The organism is Brachybacterium sp. SYSU DS0246 (assembly GCF_059391765.1).
Window position 1 is genome coordinate 44,578 of record NZ_JBZXYT010000002.1, and the last position, 21,563, is coordinate 66,140.

The window sequence follows — 21,563 nt, forward strand, 5'->3', positions numbered from 1 at the left end:
TCACGGGCGGGTGTTCAGTGCGGCGTCGGCCAGGGCGCCGGTCCCGGGCTCGGGCGCGGAGGCGGCAACGGGGGCGCCGATCGTGGTCAGCAGGGCCGTCTCGACCGTCAGCCCGGGACCGAACGCCATCGAGCACACGCGCTCCTCGGCGCCGGGGACGGCCTCATCCAGGATCCGGCGCAGCACGAACATCACGGTGGCGCTGGACATGTTGCCGAAGTCCCGCAGCGTCTCGCGGGCGGGGACCAGCTGGCTCTCGTCCAGCTCGAGCTTGGCCTCGACCTTGTCCAGGATGCTGCGGCCGCCCGGATGGATGGCCCAGTGCTGGATCTCCCGGTAGGGCCGCTGCGCCACGGACGGGTCGTGGGCGAGCAGCGGGGTCAGGGCGCCGGTGATGTGCTCGTCGATGATGTGGGGAACGTAGGTGCCCAGCACCATCTCGAATCCGTTGTCGCCGATGTTCCAGGCCATGGCCTCTTCGCCGACGGGCGTCAGCACGGTCTCGAAGTGGTCCAGCTGCAGCAGCGGCGAGCTGTGGGGGAGGTCCTTGCCGGTGACGATCGCGGCGGCGGCGCCGTCGCCGAACAGTGAGGAGCCGACGATGGTGTCGGGATCGTTCGAGGTGCGCACGTGCAGCGTGCACAGTTCGACGGTGGCGACCAGGACCACGGCGTCGGGATCGGCCCGGCAGATGGTCTGGGCCTGGCGCAGCGCGGGCAGGGCGGCGTAGCAGCCCATGAATCCCAGGTGGTAGCGCTGGACGGAGGGTTCCAGGCCGAGCGCGCGCACGATGCGGTAATCCGGCCCCGGCGCGAAGAACCCGGTGCAGGAGACGGTGATGACGTGGGTGACGTCGGCCCGCTCGATGCCTTCGGCGGCCTCGAGGGCGGCGGCCGCGACGCCGGTGTACAGCTCGGTGGCCTCGCGGGCGAAGATCTCGTTGCGGGTACCGGTGGTGGGGTTCAGGAACCGGCCGGTGCCGGTCTCGAAGAACACGGGCTCCTCATCGGCCGACGGGCCGTCCCATTCGGAGATGGCGCTGTAGCGGCGCTCGATCCCGGAGGAGTTGAACGAGGTGGCCACCAGGCGCTGGCCGAGGCGGCTCAGGTCGGGCTGGGCGGCGAAGACGTCGCGGACGTCGTCCTGGGCGAGTTCGGTGGAGGGGACTGCGACTTCCAGGGACCGGAGAGTGACCGTCATGGTTCATTGTCGGGCCGGGAGCGGGGGAGGGGCAATGGTCTGAACGGATGGTCGCTCCGGCCCTGGTTCGTGAGAGGCCTTGGCCGGAACAACGGCCCGGCACGGGTCAGGTGGCGGCCACCCATGCATGATGAGTCCGCTGCCACCCCGATAGGGCGTGCTCGAGCTCGGCGGTGAGGGTGGGCGCGTCTGCGGAGATATCCCGTGTCTCTGCCGGATCGAGGTCGAGGTCGAACACCGCCCGGGAGACCGTGATCGGAGGATCCATACCCTCCCGCGCATCGATGACCAGCTTGTATCGACCGCGGCGCACCGCCCACTGGTCCTCGTACGTCCACATCACCGTGCGCTCCTGGGATGCCTCGTCGCCGGGCCCGGTCGTCTCCGCGGGGCCGGGCTCGGTCGCGGCAGGTTCCGCTCGGCCATGGCCCGGGCCTTCTGCGTCGTGCACCCGGTCCGCACCGCGCAGTGTCTCCAGCTGGGAGACCCCGTCGACGTCCGCCAACTCGGGCTCGGCACCGTCGACCGCATGCAGGATCGTCGGCAGCAGGTCCATCATGAGGCCCGGGCGGTTGACCTCGGTGCCGGCCGGCAATCGGGCGGGCCAGGCCGCGATGCTCGGGACCCGGGTGCCGCCCTCGAACACGGAGCCCTTGGAGCCGCGCAGCCCGCCCGTGGAGCCTCCTGTGTAGGAGATCTCCTCACCGCCCAGCCAGTTTCGGCTCTCGCGCGAGGGTCCGTTGTCGGAGGAGAAGACCACCAGCGTGTTCTCCCGGGCGCCGGCGGACTCCAGTGCTGCCAGGATCTCGCCCACGGCATCGTCGAGGGCCGCGATCATGGCGGCCATCTCGCGCCGGCCCTCAGGAAGGTGGGCGACGCGGGCCATGTGCTCGGCCGGGGCGTGCATCGGATAGTGCGGAGCGTTGAAGGGCACGTAGCAGAAGAAGGGATTCCGGGGCGCCTGGCGGGCGATGAACTCCGCCGCGCGGCGACCGAGGACGGTGGTGAGGTACTCGCCGTTGAGCCAGACCTCGTCCTCGCCGTCCCACAGATCGTGGACGGGATCGTGATCGCCCCAGTAGAAGATGTGCGAGTAGTAGTCCACGCAGCCGGCCCTGATGCCGAAGACCTCGTCGAAACCGTAGTTTCCCGGCGCATACTCGGCGTCGACCCCCAGGTGCCACTTGCCGAACAGGCCTGTGGCGTAGCCGCGATCACGCAGGAGCGAGGCCATGGTCTCCTGCGGAGGAAGGCCGGGGGTGTCCCGGCGGCCTCCCAGGATCTCCTCGACCCCGGCGTGCGCCGGGTACTTACCGGTCAGCAGCGAGGCCCGCGAAGGCGAGCAGACGGGAGAATTCGCGTACCACTGGGACAGCTTCACCCCGTCGGCGCACAGGGAATCCAGATGCGGGCTCGGGATGTCCTCGGAGCCGAAGCAGCCGAGGTCTCCCCAGCCCAGGTCGTCCGCGTAGAGGACGATGACGTTCGGGCGGGGATCGACGGGACGAGGGTTGACGGGGCGCTGGCCGTCCTGAGGGCGGTCGGCGGTCATGATCACTCCTTGAGAGCGCCGGCGGTCATACCGGCGACGAGTCGGCGCTGCAACAGCGAGAACAACACGATGGTGGGAAGTGCGGCGACCACGGAGGCAGCCATCACCACGCCCCAGTCGGTGCCGTACTCCCCGAACAGGCCGGCGATGCCTACCTGCACGGTCTTGACGGATTCGCTGGTGAGGAACACCTGGGCGAAGAGGAACTCATCCCACATGGCGATGAACGCGGTGACGGCCACGGTGACCACGCCGGGCCACACCAGCGGCGCGATCACCCGAGTGATGACGGTGAGGGTCGAGGCGCCGTCGATCCGTGCGGCCTCGTCCAGGGTGCGTGGCACGGAGTTGAGGAACCCGGTCATGAGCAGCGCCGCCAGGGGCGTGGTCATCGCGACGTAGACGATGATCAGCCCCCCGTACGAGTTCAGCAGGCGCAGCTCCGCGAAGACCAGGTACACCGGCGTGATGAGCACGACGAACGGCAGCAATTGCGTGGCCACCAGCACCAGCATCACAGCTGGCCTGCCGCGGAACGCGAATCGTGACAGCGCGAAGCCGGCCAGCGTCGCGATGGCCACCGTGATCACGGTGCCGACGCTGCACACCAGCAGGCTGTTGGGCAGGTACCTGCCGAAGTTCGTGGCCTCGAACAGTCGTGCGTAGGAATCCAGGCTCAGGTCGGACAGTGCGTTCGACCAGTTTACGCCCTGCGAGATCTCCTGGACCGGTCGCAGCGAGCTGTACAGCATCCACGCCACAGGGAAGAGGATCACCGCCAGCACCACGGCGAAGGGCACCAGGAACAGCAGATCACGAGGCCTGCGCGCGTCACTCGAGCGGCGCGGTCGCACCGGCCGAGCAGCGGAAGCTCTGGTAGATGCCGTCCGTGTCATCGCGTCTCCTCCCGGTCCGAGGTCAGGCGCATGTAGGCGACAGCGAAGACCGCCATGATCGCGGTCATGACCAGGCCGATCGCGGCGCCTGCGCCGAGCTCGTTGTCGAAGAACGCGGCGTTGTACAGCTCGGTGGCCAGCACCGCCGTGTATCGGCCGGGGCCGCCGCCGGTGGTCAGCCATACGTAGACGAAGTTGTTGAACGTCTGGATCACGGTCACCAGCACCACGATGGTGATCACCGGTCGCAGGCCGGGCAGGGTGACGCTGCGGAAGGAGGTCCAGCGACCGGCACCGTCCACCGAGGCAGCCTCGTACTGCTCGGACGGAATCGACTGCAGTCCGGCCATCAGGACCATCACCACGAACGGCAGCTCACGCCAGACGATGATCGCCACGATCGACCACCACACGGTGCTGGTCTGTGCGAGGAACGGGATCCCGTTCTCGACCAGGCCCAGTCCGGTCAGCGCCTGGTTCAGAACTCCCGAGCTGCCATCGAGGATCCATCGCCAGGCGGCGATGGCGACCACCTGCGGCACCATCCACGGGATGAGGATGATCGTGCGGGACACCCCACGCAGCTTCCAGCGCCGCAGGACGGGGGACTGCAGCGCGAGCGCCAGGGCGAGCCCTATCAGCAGTCGCAGCACCACTGTCATGGCCGTCAGCCAGACCACGGTGTTGACCGCGGCTCCGCCGAAGTCGCCATTGCTCCACAGCTCCGAGAAGTTCTCCGCACCCACCCATTCGCCGTCGCGGGGGGATTGGTACGGCGAGAGGCTCTGGAAGGCCAGGACCACGTTGTAGACCGAGGGAACGAGGAACAGAAGGGCGATGACGGCCAGCGCCGGCGTGCTGAGCAGGTACGGCTGCAGCGGTCGGGCAGCTCGTCGCGTGGGAGGGCGCGAGTCCTTCTGCGGGGGTGCGGACGGCGGTGCCATGCGTTACTCCTCCAGCTCGTCGGCGAGTCTGGTGATGATCCGGTCGGCCGCCTGGGCGGGTTCCGCTTGGCCCGAGTAGATGGCGGAGAACTGCTGGTTCACGAGTTCCTGCAGAGCGGCGATGGTGATCGGAGCGTCCGCGTATCGCGCGAAGGATCGTGCGTGGGGAAGCTGGTCGATGAATCCCTGCTCGGAGGGGTCGACGTCGACCTGGGTGAGGGTCCCGGCCGACGCGGGGTACTGCGGGTAGGTCCGGAAAGTCTCCGGGCTGAGCAGATGGGTGACGAACTCCCAGGCCGCCTCCGGCTCCTGGCAGTTCGCGTTGATGCCCAGGGCCCGGCCTCCCAGATGGGTCGCGCCGTCCTTCAGGCCCGCGGGCATCGGCGCGGTGAGCAGCTCCGCCTCGACGCTGTCCCGGGCCGTGCGGAAGGCCGCCGGGGGCATGAAGGTCATCGCGCAGGAGCCGTCATCGAGCGCGCCGATGATGCTCGGATCGCCGTAGTCGGTGACGGCCTGCATCGCGGTGGGAGTGATGCCTTCGGTGAAGAAGGCGGCGAAGTAGTCGATTGTCGCGGTCAGCTGCTCCGGGTCGACGCCCACACGCCAGAGGTCACCGTCGGCCTCGATGAGCTGGGCGCCGTGGGCCCATAGGTGGTAGTTGATCGGGAACCACTGGGCGCTGGAGAACTGTGCCCCGGCGGGGAAGACGAATCCGTGGATCTCCCCGTCGGAATCCTCGGTGATCCGTGCGGCAGTCTCGGCGAGTTCCTCCCAGTCCTGGGGCGTGCGGTCGATCCCGGCGCGCTCGAGCAGATCGGGGCGGTAGACCAGAGCCATGGTGTCCGCCGTCCACGGGATGGCCCACATCGACCCGTCATAGGTGGTCATATCCGTGGCCAACAGCTCGTCGGCGCCCTGGGGCGGGGAGCCGGTCAGCAGATCGTCCAGCGGTGTGAGGATCCTGGGCTCGGCCATGAAGGAGACGTCGGTGAACGCGAGCTGGGCGATGTCCGGTCCGGAGCCGGCGTTGGCCTCGCGGGCGAACTGCTGGGGATTGTTGGGGGAGAGGGTCTCCATGGTGACGCGGTAGTCGGGATGCTCCGCGTTCCAGGCGTCGATCGCCTCGACCAGTCCAGCGGCTTGGTCCGCGGGATCGAATTGGCGGAAGACCCGGTCCCCGTCGGTGTCCCCGCCGCTGCATGCCGATAGCGGCGCCGCCAGCAATCCGGCAGCGAGCACGGTACGTCTCCTCATGGCGCCTCCCCGTCGAGTACTGCCGGGGCGAACCCGGCGCGCACCGGATGTCCTGGGATCCGGTGCGCGCCAGTAGACATGATCAATTTGACATAGTCAATAGGTGCCCGCGAGGGCTTCGCGGCACGGCGGCCCGTAGCATCGGGCAGATGAGCGGGGCGAGCGAGACGGCTATGACAGGCGCGGTGCGTCGCGGGACGAACCTTCCTCGAGTCGCGGGATACAACCAGGTCCTGGTGCTCGACCTGATCCGGCGCGCGCCCGGGCTCAGCCGCAGCGACCTGGTGCGGCGCACAGGGTTGACGATGCAGACACTCTCGAACATCTGCCGTCGCCTGGTGGAGGCCGGGCTGATCCGCGAAGCCGGCCGAGTGCGTTCGGGCATGGGGGCACCGCGGATCGTCTATGAGGTCGAGCCCGAGGGGCGGTACGCCGTCGGCCTGCACATCGATCCTGCCCGGCTGACCTTCGCCGTGCTCGACCTCGCCGGGAAGGTGGTCGCCGAGCGGACATCGCCGGTGCCGGATCCTTCGGACCCGCCGCACGTTCTCGACGCCATCGACGGCGGCGTACGCGCTGTACTGAGAGAGCTCGAGATCCCGATGGATCGAGTTGCCGGGCTAGGGGTCGCCACGCCCGGCCCGATCGACGCTCCGCGCGGGGTGGTCGTCGCCCCGCCCCAGCTGCCCGGCTGGGATCTCGTCCCCCTGCGAGACGATCTCCAGGCGCGGTTGGAGATGCCCGTGGTGCTCGAGAAGGACAACACCGCGGCCGCCATGGGCGAGGTGTGGAAAGCCCCCCGGGACGGCGAGAGCTTCGCCTTCCTGTATCTGGGAACCGGTGCGGCCGCCGGGATCGTGCGGGACGGCGAGGTGCTGCGCGGCTCCGGGGCAAGCTTCGGGAATATCGCGCATATGGCTGCTGACCCCGACGGGCCGCACTGCTCCTGCGGCGGGCGGGGGTGCGTCAACGTCTCGGCCTGGCCGGGCGCGATCGTGGCCGACGGCATGGCCGCGGGTGCTCTGGAGCCCGTGGACACCGGCGATCCGCACGCTGTCGAGCTGGCGCTGGCCGAGCTGGCGCGCGCGAGCCGGGACGTGCCGGATTCGTCCGCAGCCCAGGTCCTCGAGCGCGCGGCGGGCAGCTTCGCCCGGGTCGCCGTGCAGCTGGCGAACCTGCTGGACCTCGATGCGATCGTTTTCGGAGGGTCGCAATGGCCGGCGTTGGAAGAGACCTTCCTGCGGGTCGTGCCCGAGCTCGTCAATCGAGCGTTCATCGCTCGCTCGTTCCGCTCCGTCGAGGTGCGAGGCACCTCCGTCGGCGGGCCGGTCGGGGCGATCGGCGCCGCAGCGCTGGTGCTGCAGGAGACGATGTTCGACGCGACGGGACAGCTGCACCTGCAGTGAGCGGGAAGCCGGCTGACATCGAGACGGCGATCCTTCCCGGTACAGTGACCTGGCCGACGAGCGGCACCCGTCGGCAGGGGCTCTCGAGGACAGGGTGTGGAGAATGCGGAAGCCGGGCAGACGGCCGACATTGCGTGACATCGCTGAGTCCGTCGGTGTCTCGGAGACCGCGGCGTCTTTCGCCCTGAACGGCAGGCCCGGCATCTCGGAAGCGACCCGCAAGAAGATTCTCGACAGGGTCGAAGAGATGGGGTGGCGCCCGTCGCATGCCGCCCGGACCCTGTCCGGTGCGAAGTCCGGGACCGTCGGCCTCGTGCTGCCCCTGCGCACGGCGTCCCACGGCGACTCCGGCGAGACCCCGGCCGACGACTCCGAGGTCTTCTTCATGCGGCTGATGGTCGGGCTGCAGTCGGTGCTGGGCCCTGCGCAGCTCAGCCTGCTGATGCGCATGGTCGAGACCCCCGACGACGAGCTCGAGGTCTACCGCCAGTGGGACGGGGAGCGACGGGTCGACGGTGTCGTCCTGGTGGATCTGCGCGCCGAGGACGCCCGTCCCGTGCTCCTGGACGAGCTGGGCATGCCGGCGATCCTGGCGGGCGGGCCGGACCCCGAAGCGCGGATCCCCTCCGTCTCCATCGACGACGGTGCTGCGATGGCCGCGGTCCTGGACCACCTGCAGCAGCAGGGCCTGCATCGGGTGGCCTACCTCTGCGGCCCGCCGGAGTTGGTGCATGTCGCTCGACGCATCGAGGCCTTCACGGCCGCGCGACGCGGCGGTCGGTTCACCGGGGAGGTCGTGGCCACCGACCTCACGGCCTCCGCGGCGGAGAGGGCGACGGTCCGGCTGCTGGAGGGCCCGGAGCGACCCGCCGCGATCATCTGCGAGAACGAGGTGGTCGCCGTCTCCGTCGAGCTCGCGCTGCGGTCGCGGGGCCACCATGTCCCGGGCGATGTCGCGATCGTCTCCTGTGAGGACGGGCCGGTGTGCGAGGCGATGCGCCCGCCGCTGACAGCTCTGCACCGTGACACGGCCAGGTTCGGCGCGGAGGTGGCGCGTGGACTGCTCAGCATCATCGGCGGCCAGGAGCCGCGCAGCGCCGAGCAGCGGGTGCCGGAGCTCATCGTGCGGGGCAGCACGGCAGCGCCTGCCGACTGAGTCCTGGTCGCCCGGGGAGGCTGCGCCGGCTCTCCCGGGCTCGAACTGCGACCCGCCGGGCACCTCGTCGTCGAGGGGCAGGCGGCAGGTGTCACCGAGCCGTGATGAGACGTCCGAGCGCAGTGTCCTGAGATCGGTCCGTTTGACCGCGCCCCGGCAGACATTGTATGTTCCTCGAACTAAAGGGATTTAGTTCCCTGTCTCCCCAGGCCACACATGGATCAGCGGAGGCCCGCGAGCCCGGCCCACAGCCCGTGCCCGGGGAGTCGCCCGGTCCCGATCGCCTCGATCCGACGGAGGATCATGCACACCCACCCGCAGTTCACCCTCGAGCGGATCGAGCGCGTGATGCGCGACCGGATCGCCCCTGCCCTGCACACGGCGATCGCCCCTGTGACGCTCTCGGCGTGGCAGGTCGACGGCGACGGCGAGCCGGTCCCCGCGGAGCACGCCCTCGGCGTGGCGCCGCTGCCCGGCCGGGAAAGCCCGCGCTACGAGACGTTCGAGATCGGGTCCACCTGGGGCCCGGCCTGGTCCACGACGTGGTTCCGGGTCCAGGGCAGGGTCCCGGCCGATGCCCCGGAGATCGTCGAGCTGACCATCGACCTGGGGTGGGAGCCGCACTCCGTCGGCGGCCATGGCGAAGCACTGGTCCATCGGGCCGACGGAAGCGTCGTCAAGGCCCTCCACCCCCAGCACGGCTGGCTGCGCCTGCGCGGGCCCGGTGCGCCCCGCGACCTGCTGGCCGAGGACGGCTCGTTCACGCTCTACCTCGAGGCCGCCGCGAACCCGCTGGTCCTGGGCTTGCCGCCCTTCGTGGTCACGGACGTCGGCGAGAAGGACACCGCGGACAGTTTCCGCCCCTACGTGCTGCGCTCCGCGGCGGTCTCCGCCTTCGACCCGGTGATCTGGGATCTGCTGCGCGATCTCGAGATCACGCGCGGCCTGCTCACCGAGCTCTCCGACCACGGCACCCGCTACTGGCGGCTGCTGGACGCCGTGAGTAGGGCGCTGGACGCCTTCGACGACGCCGATCCGCGCACGGCGCTCGCCGCCCGTGAGGAGCTGGCGCCGGTGCTCGCCGCCCCGGCGCATGCCTCCGCCCACCGGATCAGCGCCGTGGGACACGCCCACATCGACTCCGCCTGGCTGTGGCCGCTGCGGGAGACCCGCCGCAAGGTCGCCCGCACCGTCTCCAACGTCCTCGCTCTCATGGAAGAGGACCCGGAATTCGTCTACGCGATGTCCTCCGCCCAGCAGTTCGCCTGGCTCGAGCAGGACCAGCCCGAGCTGTTCGAGCGGGTCCGTGAGCGCGTCGCCGAGGGGCGCTTCCTGCCCGTCGGCGGCATGTGGGTCGAATCCGACGCGGTGATGCCCACGGGGGAGTCGCTGGTGCGCCAGTTCCTCCACGGCACGAACTACCTGTGCGAACGCTTCGGGATCGAGCCCGACGGCGTCTGGCTGCCGGACAGCTTCGGGTACTCCGGCGCGCTGCCCCAGCTGGCCCGTCGCGCCGGGTTCGACTGGTTCCTGACCCAGAAGATCTCCTGGAACGACACCAACACGTTCCCTCACCACAGCTTCGACTGGGAGGGGATCGACGGCTCCCGGATCTTCACGCACTTCCCGCCGGTGGAGACGTACGCGGCCGAGGTCAGCCAGGCCGAGCTGCACCATGCCGAGCGCACCTTCCGCGACAAGATGCGCTCCTCCCACTCGCTGCTGCTGTTCGGCTACGGCGACGGGGGCGGCGGTCCCACCCGCGAGATGCTCGGCCGCGCCCACCGCGCCGCCGACCTCGAAGGCTCCCCGCGGGTGGAGCTGCGGGACCCGTCGCGATTCTTCGAGCTCGCCGACGAGGAGCTGCAAGAGGCCGGCGGCCCCGCCGTGTGGGCGGGAGAGCTCTACCTCGAGCTGCACCGGGGCACCTTCACCTCGCAGCTGGCCATGAAGCAGGGGAACCGTCGGACCGAAGCGTTGCTGCGCACCGTCGAGCACCTGTGGGCCGCTGCAGCTGTGCGCACCGGCGCCGAGGTGCCGCAGCGCGAGCTCGCCGAGATCTGGGAGACGGTGCTGCTGCACCAGTTCCACGACATCCTGCCCGGCACCTCGATCGCCTGGGTCCACCGGGAGGCGCGTGCCACCTACGCCGACCTCCAGCAGCGCTTGCGAGACCTCGCCGGTCGCGCCGCGGCCGAGCTGACCGGGAGGGGAACCGCGTCCGGGGCCGCCGGTCCCGCGCTGCTGGCACCGGCCGCCGACGGCAGCTGGAGGCGCACTCCGGCACCGTCGACTCCGCCCGCTGGTGCCGTGGCGAACGGCGCTGACGGCTGCGGAGACGGTGAGGGCGGCGCCGCCGAGGGTGTCGCGCCCGTCGCCGGCACGGCCCTGGCCGCGGGGCAGACCCACCGTCTCGAGAACGGGTACCTCGCCGCCGACATCGACCACCGCGGAGCGATCACCTCCCTGCGCGACCTGCGGGCCGACCGCGAATTGGTGCCGGCCGGGCACGCGCTAGGGGTCTTGGAGCTCATGCGCGACCAGCCGGTGCGCTGGGACGCCTGGGACGTGGACCGCCACGTGCTCGAACTGGCTGCCGACTTCGATCCCGAGGTCCTCGTGCTGGTTCACTCCGCCTGCGCAGCCGACGGAACCGACGGAACCGGCGGAGCCGACTTGGCCGACGGGGCCGGCGCGGCCGACGGGCCGGATGCGGCCGGTCAGGCCGTCTCCGTGCGTCGCACCCGTGGCGCCTCCACCATCGAGATGACGATCTCCCTGCGGGAGGACGCCCCCGTCCTCGACCTGGCCGTGGAGGTCGACTGGCACGAGCGCGAGCACCTGCTCAAGCTCGCCCTGCCGCTGGACCTGCACACCCGCACCGCCCGCTACGAGACCCAGTACGGGTTCGTGGAGCGCTCGGTCACCGCGAACACCAGCTGGGACGAGGCGCAGTACGAGGTGAGCCAGCACCGGTACGTCCACCTGAACGAGCCCGGCTACGGCGTGGGTGTCGTCAACGATTCCTCCTACGGTCTGGACGTGCGGGCTGTGTCCGGCGGCACCGTCGTCCGGCCATCCTTGCTGCGCGCCGCCCGTTTCCCCGACCCGGGCGGTGATCTCGGCACGCACCGGATGCGCTTCGCGCTGGTGGCCGGGGGCCTGTCCGCCACACTCGAGGAGGCCTATCGCCTCAACGCGCCGGCGCTCGCCGACGTCCCGGATTTCGACCCGCTGGTCCAGCTCGATCTCGACGAGGGCACTGCGGCCGTGGACTGGATCAAGCCCGCCGAGGACGGTTCCGGCGACGTCATCGCCCGCATCGCCGAGCTCGCCGGCGGACGTGCCCGCGGCCGCCTGCGGGTAGCGGCAGACCTGGACGGGGCAGAGGTCCACGAGACCGATCTGCTCGAACGGCCCGCCCCGGCGAGTGAGCTGCCACGCGGACTGGACCGGGACGGCCCGTCCGCAGGGGCGCGGGTGAGCCTGCGGCCGTTCCAACTGCTGACCGTGCGGATCCGCCTGCCCCGACCGGCGTGATCCGTCCCGACCATTCCCGACCCACTCGTGACACCGGCTTCGACCATCACTGAACGAAGGAGTTTCACGATGCACCATCGCATCGCACGTCGTACCGCCCTGACCGGCTCCGCCGCCGCCCTGACGGCCCTCGGTATCAGTTCCTGTGGGATCGGCGGGAGCTCGTCCGGCTCCGCCGGCGGCTCGGGCGAGATCGGAGGATCCATCCGGTTCCAGACCTGGAACCTCAAAGGCAGCTACGAGGAGTACTTCACCTCCCTCATCGACGCCTTCACCGAGCAGCACCCCGGCACCGAGATCGAGTGGATCGACCAGCCGGCCGAGGGCTACCAGGACAGCCTGTCGGCCGATGCCGCCGCCGGGAACCTGCCCGACGTCGTGGATATGGGGCCTGAGGCCGCCTACAGTCTCGCCTCCGCGGGCATGCTGCTGGACATCGCCGCCGAGGATTCCTCCCTCGAGTCGGACTTCCTGCCGGCGGCGTGGGAGTCGATGACCTTCGCCGGGATCGACGGGGGCACCTACGGCTTCCCCTGGTACCTCAACACCGGCCCCTCCTTCTTCAACACTGCCCTGTTCGAGGAGGCCAGGCTCGACCCGGACAACCTGCCGGCGACCTACGACGAGCTGTTCGAGCAGGCCGCCGTGATGGCCGAGAACACCAGTGCCTCGATGATCGGGCGCCTGCCCGCGATCGAGACCTTCGGCACCTACGGCGTCCAGCTCATGAACGAGGAGGGCACGGCTTTCACGTTCAACGAGCCGCGCGGCGTGGAGCTGCTGCAGAAGTACGTCGACCTCTACGAGGGCCAGGGCTTCACCGAGGAGTCCCTCAATGCCCTGCAGACCGGGGAGCTGGACTCCTTCAAGGCCGGCGAGCTGGGCTGGCTGCCCGGCAGCTCGTACACCATGAACGAGCTCAAGGAGACCGCTCCCGACGTGTACGAGACCGTCGCGGTGGCTCCGGCGATCGCCGACTCCGCGCCGAACATGTACATCGAGTCGCTGACGGTCAGCGCCCAGTCCCAGAACCGGGCGACGGCCCTGGCCTTCGCCGCCTTCGTGGCCAACCCCGAGAACCAGATGGAGTTCGCCAAGCAGGCCTCCGTCTTCCCCTCGACCGCCGGCTCGCTGGATGACCCGTACTTCACCGAGGACGACGGCAGTGACGAGGCGACCATCCGGGTCGAGTCCGCCCAGCAGGTGAAGGAGGCCGTCGTGTGGTGGCCGCCGGCGTTCTCCGGCGAGAGCTCCGCGGAGTACCTGCGCGAGCAGATCGCGCAGGCCGTGCTCGGGCAGCAGACCCCGCAGGAGGCACTGGATGCCTCGGTCGAGTACGCGAATCAGCGGATCGAGGGCGAGCAGTCCTGACATCGATCGTGCGCCATCGAGAGAGGTCCTTGTGAGTCAGACACCCACCACCACCGAACCGTCCCGGCCCGCAACCGCCGGGGCGGAGCGGGCGGCGCCGCACCCGGCGAGCCGTCGGCGCCGGTCCCGTCACTGGGCGCGTTCGCCCTGGTACGTCCCGCTGCTGTTCAGCGGAGGAGCGCTGCTGGTCGTCACCGTGATGACGATCTTCCCGTTCTTCAACACGCTGGCGCTGTCGTTCACCGATGCCACCATGCTCCGCGGCGGCCGGTTCGTCGGCCTGCAGAACTTCCGGGACCTGCTCGGTGACGAACGCTTCGCCACCGCCCTGCTGAACTCCACCCTGTACGTGATCGTCGTGGTCCCGGTGATCGTGGTGCTGCCGCTGATCCTGGCCGCTCTCGCTGCCGGCGACGGGCGGCTGATGGGCTTCTTCCGCACGGCGTACTACATGCCCGTGGTGATGTCCGCCGTGGTGGTGGGTCTGATCTGGACCAACCTGCTCGAGCGCCGCGGCCTGGTCAACGAGACCCTGCAGTGGCTGCAGGTGATCTCCGCGCCGATCCCGTTCCTCACCGATCGATGGCTGCTGCTGTTCAGTGCCATGTTCGTCACGGTGTGGATGGGTCTGGGGTACTACATGGTCATCTATCTCGCCGCCCTGGCGAGCATCGATCCTTCGCTGTATGACGCGGCCGCCATGGACGGCGCCGGGGTGGTGCGGAAGTTCTTGTCGGTGACCATTCCCGGGGTCCGCAACACCATGACCCTGGTGGCGATGTTCTCCTCGGTGGCGGCCTTCCGCGTGTTCGGAGAGGTCTACGTGCTCACCGGCGGCACCGGTGGCCCCGGTGGCGGCGTCCTGACCATGACCATGCTGATCCAGCGCGAGGGCACCGGGCTGCAGGCGCGCACCGGCTACGCCGGCGCGATCAGCCTGGTGATGTTCGTGATCCTCGCCGTGCTGCTGACGATCCAGATCGTCGTGCAGAACCGACAGGGGGAGAAGTCATGACCGGCATTACGCCGCAGACCGTCGACCGGCGGTCCCCGGACGGCCCCGCCCGGCAGGAGACCGGCCGTGAGGCCACCCGCCCGACCCGGCGCCCCCGGCCGACGCTCCGCAGCCCGACGGTCCTGCGCTACACGGTCCTGACGATCATGCTGGTCGTGCTCGCCGGACCGCTGCTGTGGCAGCTGTCGCTGTCCTTCAAGGGCCCGGACGACGACCTCTACCAGCGACCACCGCAACTGCTCCCCTCCGATCCCACGTTCGAGAACTTCACCGGAGTGGCCGAGCGGATCCCGGTGCTGACCTTCGTGGCGAACTCCTTCATCGTCGCTGCGCTGGTGATCGGCGGGAACATCGTGCTGGCCACGGCTGCAGGATTCGCCCTGGGGAGACTGCGCTGGAAGCTGCGCCCGGTGGCGACCGGCGCCTTCGTGGCGGCCATGCTGGTGCCGCTGGAGGCGATCATCATCGCCCAGTTCCTGCTGGTGCGTTCGGCCGGCCTGACCGACACCCTGCTGGGCGTGGCCCTGCCGATGCTGGTGACACCGCTGAACGTGCTGCTGATGCGCAACGCGTTCCTGGGCATCCCCGACGAGATGGAGGAGGCGGCCGTCATCGACGGCGCGAACGCCTGGCAGCGCTTCCTGCGCGTGTGCGTGCCCCAGGTCAAGGGCGTCATCTCCGTGGTGGCGATCTTCGCCTTCGTCGGCTCCTGGAACGACTTCCTGTGGCCGCTGATCATCCTCACCAGCGAGCAGAACTACACCCTGACGGTGGGCCTGAACTACCTGCGGGGCACGTTCTACGACGACCCGCGCCTCATCGCCGCCGGCACCATCATCGCGCTGATCCCCATCATCGTGCTCTTCGTGGCACTGCAGCGGTACTTCATGCGCGGTCTCGAACAAGGAGGGATCAAGGGATGACGACCCCTGCCTCACCCCTGCGCTTCGGCGTGAACTACGTGCCCCGCGATGGGTGGTTCCATTCCTGGCTCAGCCCGCGCTGGGAGGAGGTACGTCGCGACCTGGAGACCATCGCCTCCCTGGGCATGGACCACGTGCGCATCTTCCCCTTCTGGCCGATCCTGCAGCCCAACCGCACCCTGGTGCGCGAGGAGGCTCTGGCCGACGTGCGCAGGATGGCGGAGATCGCCTCCGAGGCGGGGCTGGACGTGGCCGTGGACGTCATCCAGGGCCACATGTCCAGCTACGACTTCCTGCCGGCGTGGCTGACCTCCTGGCACGCGCGCAACATGTTCACCGACCCAGAGGTCGTCGAGGCGCAGGTCGAGCTGACCGCCCGGGTCCACGAATCCCTCGCGGACCTGCCGGCCTACTTCGCCCTCACCCTCGGCAACGAGGTCAACCAGTTCTCCGGGGATCCTCATCCCTCGCCGATGAGGGCCGACGCCCAGCAGGCCGAGGACTGGATCACCTCCCTGCTGGGGGCCGTGCCCTCCCAGGAGGGCCGGCTGCGGCTGCACGCCGAGTACGACGCCGTGTGGTACCTCGACGACCATCCCTTCCAACCCGCCCACGCCTCGCGCCTGGGGGACGTCACCGCCATCCACTCCTGGATCTTCAACGGCACCGCCCAGCAGTACGGCGGCATGTCGGGACAGAGCCTGCGCCACGGTGAGTACCTCACCGAGCTCTCGAGCGCCTTCGCCGCTCCCGGACGCCAGGTGTGGCTTCAGGAGATCGGCGCGCCGCTGAGCGTGCTCGAGGAGTCCGACGCCGCGGCCTTCTGCACCGCCGCCACCCGTCACGCGGCCGATAGCCCCGACCTGTGGGGCGTGACCTGGTGGTGCTCGCACGACGTGGACCGCTCCCTGGCGGACTTCCCGCCGCTGGAGTACTCCCTGGGTCTCATCGACGCCGCCGGGGAGGTCAAGCCCATCGGTCGGGCTTTCGCCGAGGTCGCCGCGGAGCTGCGGGGCCGCCCGGAGGCTCCTGCCGCGCGCCGCGAGGCCGTGGTCATCGACGTCGACGAGCAGGACGTCCCGCTGCGGCGGGCCGACGCCGCCCCCGGCGGCGCCGTGTTCACCGCCTGGAACGACCTGGCCGCCGAGGGGATCCGGCCCGCCGTGGTCACCTCTCGCGTGGCCGCCGACCCGCAGGCCCTGGCCGGGCGCGGCATCGACCGCGTCCACCGCGTCGAGCCCGGCGAGGGGAGCGGGTACTCGGCCGTGTCGGACTCCGAGGCGCTGGGGGTGGGCTCATGAGCGCCGCCTCCGCGCCCCGGGTCCGGTCCGCGCTGGCGGCGATGACCACCCGGCAGAAGGTCGGCCAGCTGAACCAGCGGCTGCTGGGATGGCACGCCCTGCGCCGCAGCGCCGACGGCTTCGCCCTCACGGACGAGGCCCTCGCCGAGATCGAGCACTGGCAGGGGATGGGCGCCCTGTACGCCCCGATGCGCGCCGACGCGTGGTCCGGCCGCTCCTGGACCAACGGCGGAATCCGCCCCGAGGAGCGCGCCGAGGCGATGGCCACGATCCAGGACGCCGTGCGCGCCGCCCACCCGCAGGGCGTCGGCGCGCTGATCGCCGAGGAGGCCCCGCACGGCCACCAGGCGCTCGGCGGCACCGTGCTGCCGGTGAACCTCGCCGCCGCGGCGAGCTGGGACCCGGATGCCCTCGAGGAGGCGTCCTGTGCCGTGGCCGCGGAGCTGGCCGCCAGCGGCGTGCACCTGGCCCTGGTCTCCGCCCTGGACATGCTGCGCGACGGCCGCTGGGGACGATCCGAGGAGACCTTCGGCGAGGACCCGCTGCTGGCCGCCACCCTCACCGCCGCGATCGTCCGCGGCATGCAGGGGATCGGCGGAGCGAGTCTGGGCGGGGACGGCGTCGGCGTTGTCCTCAAGCACCTGGCCGCCCAGGGCGAGGCCGTCGGCGGCCGCAACGGCCAGTCCGCCCACCTGGGCCCGTACGACCTCGCCGACATCCACCTGCCGCCGGTGCTGGCCGGCATCGAGGCTGGCGCGGCCGGGTTCATGGCCGCGTACAACGACATCGACGGCGTCCCCTGCTGCGGCAATCCCGAGCTGCTGACCGGCCTGCTGCGCGAGCAGCACGGCTTCGAGGGCATCGTCATGGCGGACATGTTCGCCGTGGACCGCCTGACGGGGATGACCGGTGACCTGCCGACCGCGGGCCGTGCCGGCCTGCTGGCGGGGGTGGACCTGTCCCTGTGCGACGAGGGCTTCACCACGCTCGACGAGATCGCGGCCACGGACGAGCGGGTGGCCGCCCAGGTCGACGTCGCCGCCGCGCGCGTGCTCGCCCTCAAGGACCGCTTCGGTCTGCTCGCGCCGCCGCCGGAGCGGGGGGCGGAGGCCGCCGCCGAGCGTCTCGAGGTCGCCCGGGCAGACACCCGCGCGGCGTCGCGGCAGCTGGCGAGCTCCTCCCTGGTGCTGCTGGAGGACGACCACGGGGCCCTGCCGCTGGACCCCTCGGTCCTGGAGCGTCTCGCCGTCGTCGGCCCCTACGCGGACGACGTGCCCTGCCTGCTCGGCGACTATGTCGCCCCGCAGCCCGCCGGCAGCGCGCTCTCGGTCGCCGCGGCGCTGGCCGCGGCTCTGCCGGAGGCCGACGTCCAGGCCATCCCGTCGGCCGCTCCCGGCGAGCTCGCCCGCGCGGACCTCTCCGGCGCCTCGGCGATCGTGGCCGTCCTCGGCGGCACCAGCCACCGCTCCTACGACGACGAGTTCGCCGAGAACGGGGCGATCGCCGGCCGGGCCGGCAGCGCCACCGGCGGCGAGGGCGTCGACCGTGCCGACATCTCCCTGCCCGGTGAGCAGGACGCCCTGATCCGTGCCGTCCGCGCGGCCGCCCCCGCAGGGGTGCCCGTGGTGGCCGTGATCGTGGCGGGGCGCCCGCACGTGCTGACCGAGGTGGTCCAGCAGACCGACGCCACCCTCTGGGCCGGCTACCCCGGCCCCTTCGGGGGCGAGGCGATCGCCGACCTGCTGCTGGGCCGGGCCGAGCCCGCGGGCCGCCTGCCCATGACGCTGCCGCGGCACCCCGCGGTGCTGCCGCTGCGGTACAACGACCGTCACGAGGCCTCCTACCAGGACGTGCCGGATCCGGTGCTGTTCGGTTTCGGGCACGGTCTGCGCCATCACCGCGTCGAGGTGACCGCGCTGGAGGCGACCGTCGGCCCCGAGCAGGTTCGGCTCACGATCACCGTGACCAGCGGCGCCGACCGGCCCACCGCGGCCCCCGTGGCCGTCTTCGGCCATCGTCGCGGCGGCACCCGCATCCCCCGCCGGCGCGAGCTGCTGGCCCTGGGCCGGGTGGAGCTCGAGCCCGGCCAGTCCCGACGGATCGAGCTGACCTGCCCGCTCGAGCGATTCTTCGCCGATCCCACCGACCCGACCTGTGTCACCGAGCTCGACGCCGACGGCTGCACCCGCACCGTCGTCCCCGCCTGAACTCCGGAAGGACCGAGTACCCATGCCTCAGCCCACCCCCTCGAACCCCGCGACCGTCCACGGCGCGCCCGCCTCCCGTTCCGCCGTCTCCTCGGTGCAGGCCGCTGCCCGCGGCCCGCTCGGGGCCCGCTGCTCGCGCCGGACCCTGCTGGTCGGTGCCACCGCCACCGCGGCGGCCCTGGCCGCCTTCGGCGCCACCGCCACCGAGGTGCTCGCCGCCGACACCCTCCCGTGGACCGGGGAGCGCGCCCCCGGACAGAACCAGCCCTCCCAGCGCGCCTACAACCCCGACCAGGTCCTGGCCTGGGATCCCAGCACCGATCCGGATGCCGAGCTGCTGCGCGCCCGCGTGCCGCTGCAGGAGCGCGCCGCCGCGCTGGCCGCCGCGCAGCGCGATCCGGAGCTGCCGGCCGAGACGCAGTCCCTCGTCCTCGCAGGCGACTACGGCAACGCCTTCTTCGAGAGCCACCCCTACACCGACGTCTTCGCCCAGCACCTGTTCGAGTACTGGCAGTACGCCGACGTCCACGCCTCCTGGCACGGCATGGCCGCCGTGGGCACCCCGAAGGAGCTCTACGACCCGGAGGAGGAGTGGACCGAGCGCTGGTTCGAGTTCGGTGCGGTCAACCTCCCCAACCCCGGCTACACCGACGCCGCCCACCGCAATGGCGTGCGCATCCTGGGCACCGTCTTCTTCTCCGACAACGACCGCGGCTCCCAGCACTACGCCGAGCTGCTGGTGCGGGACGAGGACGGCAGCTTCCCCGCGGTGCGGCAGCTGGCGCGCATGGCCGAGTACTTCGGGTTCGACGGGTACTTCGTCAACCAGGAGCAGGTCAGCGTGTCCATGGACGAGAGCGAGCGGACCACCTACCGCGAGTTCCTCGCCGCCCTGCGCGCCGAGGGACTGTACGTGCAGTGGTACGACTCGGTCACCGACGCCGGCACCATCGACTACCAGAACGAGTTCAACGCGAACAACAGCCCCTGGGTGATCAACGACGAGCAGGGCCGCGTGGCCGACTCGATCTTCCTGAACTACTGGTGGGACCATGAGATGCTCACCGACTCCGCCGAGCACGCCCGCTCGCTCGGCCTCGCGCCGCGCGAGGCCGTGTTCACCGGCGTCGAGGCCGGCATGTACCAGTTCGACCAGCCCTACGACCTGCGTGACGTGCGCGGCGAGGACGGCACGCCGATGACGGCGATCGCCACCCTGGGCAGCGACTTCACCCACTCCGACATGGACGGCAAGACCGACAACGCCCTCCAGCACGAGGCCTTCGATCGGGCGCGCCAGTGGTGGACCGGCAGCCGCGAGGGCGCCGGCGCCCCGGCCGAGGACGCGTGGCAGGGCATGAGCGCCTACATCGCCGAGCGCAGCGCCATCACAGGCACCGCCTTCCACACCGGCTTCTCCACCGGGCACGGCCTCGGGTACTGGCGCGAGGGCGAGCAGGTCTCCGACGCCGAGTGGGGCAACATCGGCGTCCAAGACCACCCGGTGACCTGGCAGTGGTGGTTCGAGGGCGACGGCGACCTGCGCGCCGACTTCGACTACGGGCCGGACTACGTGCCCGCAGACCGCTTCGGCTACGCGCCCGTCGGAGCCTACGAGGGCGGCTCCTCCCTGGTGATCGAGGGCACCCTGGAGGGCGAGGCGACCCTGCGACTATTCCGCACCGAGCTCGAGGTCACCGCGACCAGCGCTGCCGAGCTGACCGCCCAGGTGCCCGCCGGGGATGTGGAGCTGTCTCTGGCCGTGGCCTTCGCCGACGACCCGGCCACGCTGGTCCGGCTGCCGCTGGACGGCGAGCTCGCGGCGGGGGAGTGGGGCCGTCTCCGCGTGGACCTCGCCGAGCACGCCGGCCGCACCATCATCGCCCTCGCGGCCGGTCTGCACACTGCCGAGGAGCAGACAGTGCAGATCAACCTCGGCGCCCTGACCGTGGCCCCCGGCACCCTGAAGGCCCCGAAGCGGCCTCACGGCTTCGCGGTCCGTCAGGCCCTGACCGCCACCGGGGAGCTGCTGCTGGGCTGGGAGCTCGGTGACTTCGCGAAGATCTCGCGCTACGAGGTCTCCGCCGACGGGGAGCACCTCGGTGCCGTGTTCTCCGACGTGCTGTACGTCAAGGACTTCGCTGGCACCAGCGGGACGCTCGAGCTGGTCGCCGTCGGGCACGACGGGCAGCGCAGCCGCCCCGCCACTCTCGACTACGACCTGAGCGCCGGTGCCGGCGAGGTCGAGGCCGAGGCCGCCGAGAACGGCACCATCACCATCCGCTGGTCGCAGCCCGGACACCCCAGCACCCGCGTCACCGTGGAAGCCCTGGACGCCGGCACGAGCCCCTTCACGGCGACCGTCAAGCCCGCCAAGGGTGCCACCAGCGTGCAGATCACGGGCGCTCCCACGGCCGGGGGACGGTTCCTGGCCACCGTCGACGATCGCCGGGTCACGCCGGTCTCCGTGATCGCTGCCTTCGCCGACACCGAGATCGAGCCCTACCCGCAGGACTTCGCGGAGTTCGACGGCACCACCCTGACCCTGCGCCGGCCCGCGCTGGATGACTGGTCGACTCTGACCGTGACCGAGGACGGCGAGCCGCTGCGCTTCGAGACCACCTACAGCCAGGGCGAGCGCGACCACTGGATCCGCGGGCGCGCCGACCGTGGCTCCCTGGTCCAGGAACTCGCCTCCGCGGAGTCCCGTGTGGTCGCAGTGCTGGAGGACTACGCCGGCAACCGAGCGGAGACCGTGCTGCGGGAGGGCTGAGCCCGGAGGCGGCTCGCGGCCGCGG

The 21,563-nt window shown here is 70.8% G+C and carries 14 protein-coding genes; 9 read left to right on the forward strand and 5 right to left on the reverse strand.

Annotated features, from left to right (window positions below; translation table 11 throughout):
- The 5 genes from AC5020_RS01285 to AC5020_RS01305 all read right to left on the reverse strand — a co-directional run bounded on the left by AC5020_RS01285 (position 1) and on the right by AC5020_RS01305 (position 5,846).
- Positions 1–1,200 carry a type III polyketide synthase gene (locus AC5020_RS01285; protein WP_464986904.1) on the reverse strand — a complete coding sequence of 400 codons (1,200 nt, stop codon included), beginning with the start codon at positions 1,198–1,200 and terminating at the stop codon, positions 1–3.
- A gap of 106 nt (positions 1,201–1,306) precedes the next feature.
- Positions 1,307–2,752 carry a sulfatase-like hydrolase/transferase gene (locus AC5020_RS01290; RefSeq protein ID WP_464986905.1) on the reverse strand — a complete coding sequence of 482 codons (1,446 nt, stop codon included), beginning with the start codon at positions 2,750–2,752 and terminating at the stop codon, positions 1,307–1,309.
- Positions 2,753–2,754: 2 nt separating this feature from the next.
- Complete coding sequence (locus AC5020_RS01295) at positions 2,755–3,552, reverse strand: carbohydrate ABC transporter permease (protein WP_464986906.1); 798 nt, start codon at positions 3,550–3,552, stop codon at positions 2,755–2,757.
- Positions 3,553–3,644: 92 nt separating this feature from the next.
- Positions 3,645–4,592, reverse strand: a complete 948-nt coding sequence (locus AC5020_RS01300; protein ID WP_464986907.1) for a carbohydrate ABC transporter permease — start codon at positions 4,590–4,592, stop codon at positions 3,645–3,647.
- 3 nt (positions 4,593–4,595) lie between these two features.
- Positions 4,596–5,846: an ABC transporter substrate-binding protein gene (locus tag AC5020_RS01305; RefSeq protein WP_464986908.1), complete on the reverse strand. Its 1,251-nt coding sequence runs from the start codon at positions 5,844–5,846 to the stop codon at positions 4,596–4,598.
- A gap of 149 nt (positions 5,847–5,995) precedes the next feature.
- On the opposite strand from AC5020_RS01305, the gene AC5020_RS01310 reads away from it, so the two are divergent.
- From AC5020_RS01310 to AC5020_RS01350, 9 genes are all read left to right on the forward strand, one after another.
- Entirely contained in the window at positions 5,996–7,252 is a 1,257-nt protein-coding gene (locus tag AC5020_RS01310; protein ID WP_464986909.1) for an ROK family transcriptional regulator, read from the forward strand.
- Positions 7,253–7,382: 130 nt separating this feature from the next.
- On the forward strand, positions 7,383–8,408 hold the full coding sequence (locus AC5020_RS01315) for a LacI family DNA-binding transcriptional regulator (RefSeq protein ID WP_464986910.1): 1,026 nt from the start codon (positions 7,383–7,385) through the stop codon (positions 8,406–8,408).
- Between the two features lie 303 nt (positions 8,409–8,711).
- A complete protein-coding gene (locus AC5020_RS01320; RefSeq protein ID WP_464986911.1) occupies positions 8,712–11,948 on the forward strand; it encodes an alpha-mannosidase in 3,237 nt (1,078 codons plus the stop codon).
- Between the two features lie 69 nt (positions 11,949–12,017).
- Positions 12,018–13,319, forward strand: coding sequence for an ABC transporter substrate-binding protein (locus AC5020_RS01325; RefSeq protein ID WP_464986912.1), 1,302 nt, complete (start codon positions 12,018–12,020; stop codon positions 13,317–13,319).
- A 31-nt stretch (positions 13,320–13,350) separates the two neighbouring features.
- Entirely contained in the window at positions 13,351–14,334 is a 984-nt protein-coding gene (locus tag AC5020_RS01330; protein WP_464986913.1) for a carbohydrate ABC transporter permease, read from the forward strand.
- A complete protein-coding gene (locus AC5020_RS01335) occupies positions 14,331–15,257 on the forward strand; it encodes a carbohydrate ABC transporter permease (protein ID WP_464986914.1) in 927 nt (308 codons plus the stop codon). The genes AC5020_RS01330 and AC5020_RS01335 overlap by 4 nt, the downstream gene beginning before the upstream one ends.
- Positions 15,254–16,558 (forward strand): glycoside hydrolase 5 family protein, encoded by a 1,305-nt coding sequence (locus AC5020_RS01340; protein ID WP_464986915.1) that lies wholly within the window; start codon positions 15,254–15,256, stop codon positions 16,556–16,558. The genes AC5020_RS01335 and AC5020_RS01340 overlap by 4 nt, the downstream gene beginning before the upstream one ends.
- On the forward strand, positions 16,555–18,765 hold the full coding sequence (locus AC5020_RS01345) for a glycoside hydrolase family 3 N-terminal domain-containing protein (RefSeq protein ID WP_464986916.1): 2,211 nt from the start codon (positions 16,555–16,557) through the stop codon (positions 18,763–18,765). The genes AC5020_RS01340 and AC5020_RS01345 overlap by 4 nt, the downstream gene beginning before the upstream one ends.
- Positions 18,766–18,787: 22 nt before the next feature.
- Positions 18,788–21,538 carry an endo-beta-N-acetylglucosaminidase gene (locus tag AC5020_RS01350; RefSeq protein WP_464986917.1) on the forward strand — a complete coding sequence of 917 codons (2,751 nt, stop codon included), beginning with the start codon at positions 18,788–18,790 and terminating at the stop codon, positions 21,536–21,538.
- Positions 21,539–21,563 lie beyond the last annotated feature (25 nt).

What these genes read in the sequence shown, in the direction of transcription:
- AC5020_RS01300 (WP_464986907.1), bottom strand. Translation starts at nt 4,592, where the DNA reads ATGGCACCGCCGTCCGCACCCCCGCAGAAGGACTCGCGCCCTCCCACG.
- AC5020_RS01320 (WP_464986911.1), top strand. Translation starts at nt 8,712, where the DNA reads ATGCACACCCACCCGCAGTTCACCCTCGAGCGGATCGAGCGCGTGATG.
- AC5020_RS01335 (WP_464986914.1), top strand. Translation starts at nt 14,331, where the DNA reads ATGACCGGCATTACGCCGCAGACCGTCGACCGGCGGTCCCCGGACGGC.
- AC5020_RS01285 (WP_464986904.1), bottom strand. Translation starts at nt 1,200, where the DNA reads ATGACGGTCACTCTCCGGTCCCTGGAAGTCGCAGTCCCCTCCACCGAA.
- AC5020_RS01325 (WP_464986912.1), top strand. Translation starts at nt 12,018, where the DNA reads ATGCACCATCGCATCGCACGTCGTACCGCCCTGACCGGCTCCGCCGCC.
- AC5020_RS01350 (WP_464986917.1), top strand. Translation starts at nt 18,788, where the DNA reads ATGCCTCAGCCCACCCCCTCGAACCCCGCGACCGTCCACGGCGCGCCC.
- AC5020_RS01345 (WP_464986916.1), top strand. Translation starts at nt 16,555, where the DNA reads ATGAGCGCCGCCTCCGCGCCCCGGGTCCGGTCCGCGCTGGCGGCGATG.
- AC5020_RS01310 (WP_464986909.1), top strand. Translation starts at nt 5,996, where the DNA reads ATGAGCGGGGCGAGCGAGACGGCTATGACAGGCGCGGTGCGTCGCGGG.
- AC5020_RS01340 (WP_464986915.1), top strand. Translation starts at nt 15,254, where the DNA reads ATGACGACCCCTGCCTCACCCCTGCGCTTCGGCGTGAACTACGTGCCC.
- AC5020_RS01290 (WP_464986905.1), bottom strand. Translation starts at nt 2,752, where the DNA reads ATGACCGCCGACCGCCCTCAGGACGGCCAGCGCCCCGTCAACCCTCGT.
- AC5020_RS01305 (WP_464986908.1), bottom strand. Translation starts at nt 5,846, where the DNA reads ATGAGGAGACGTACCGTGCTCGCTGCCGGATTGCTGGCGGCGCCGCTA.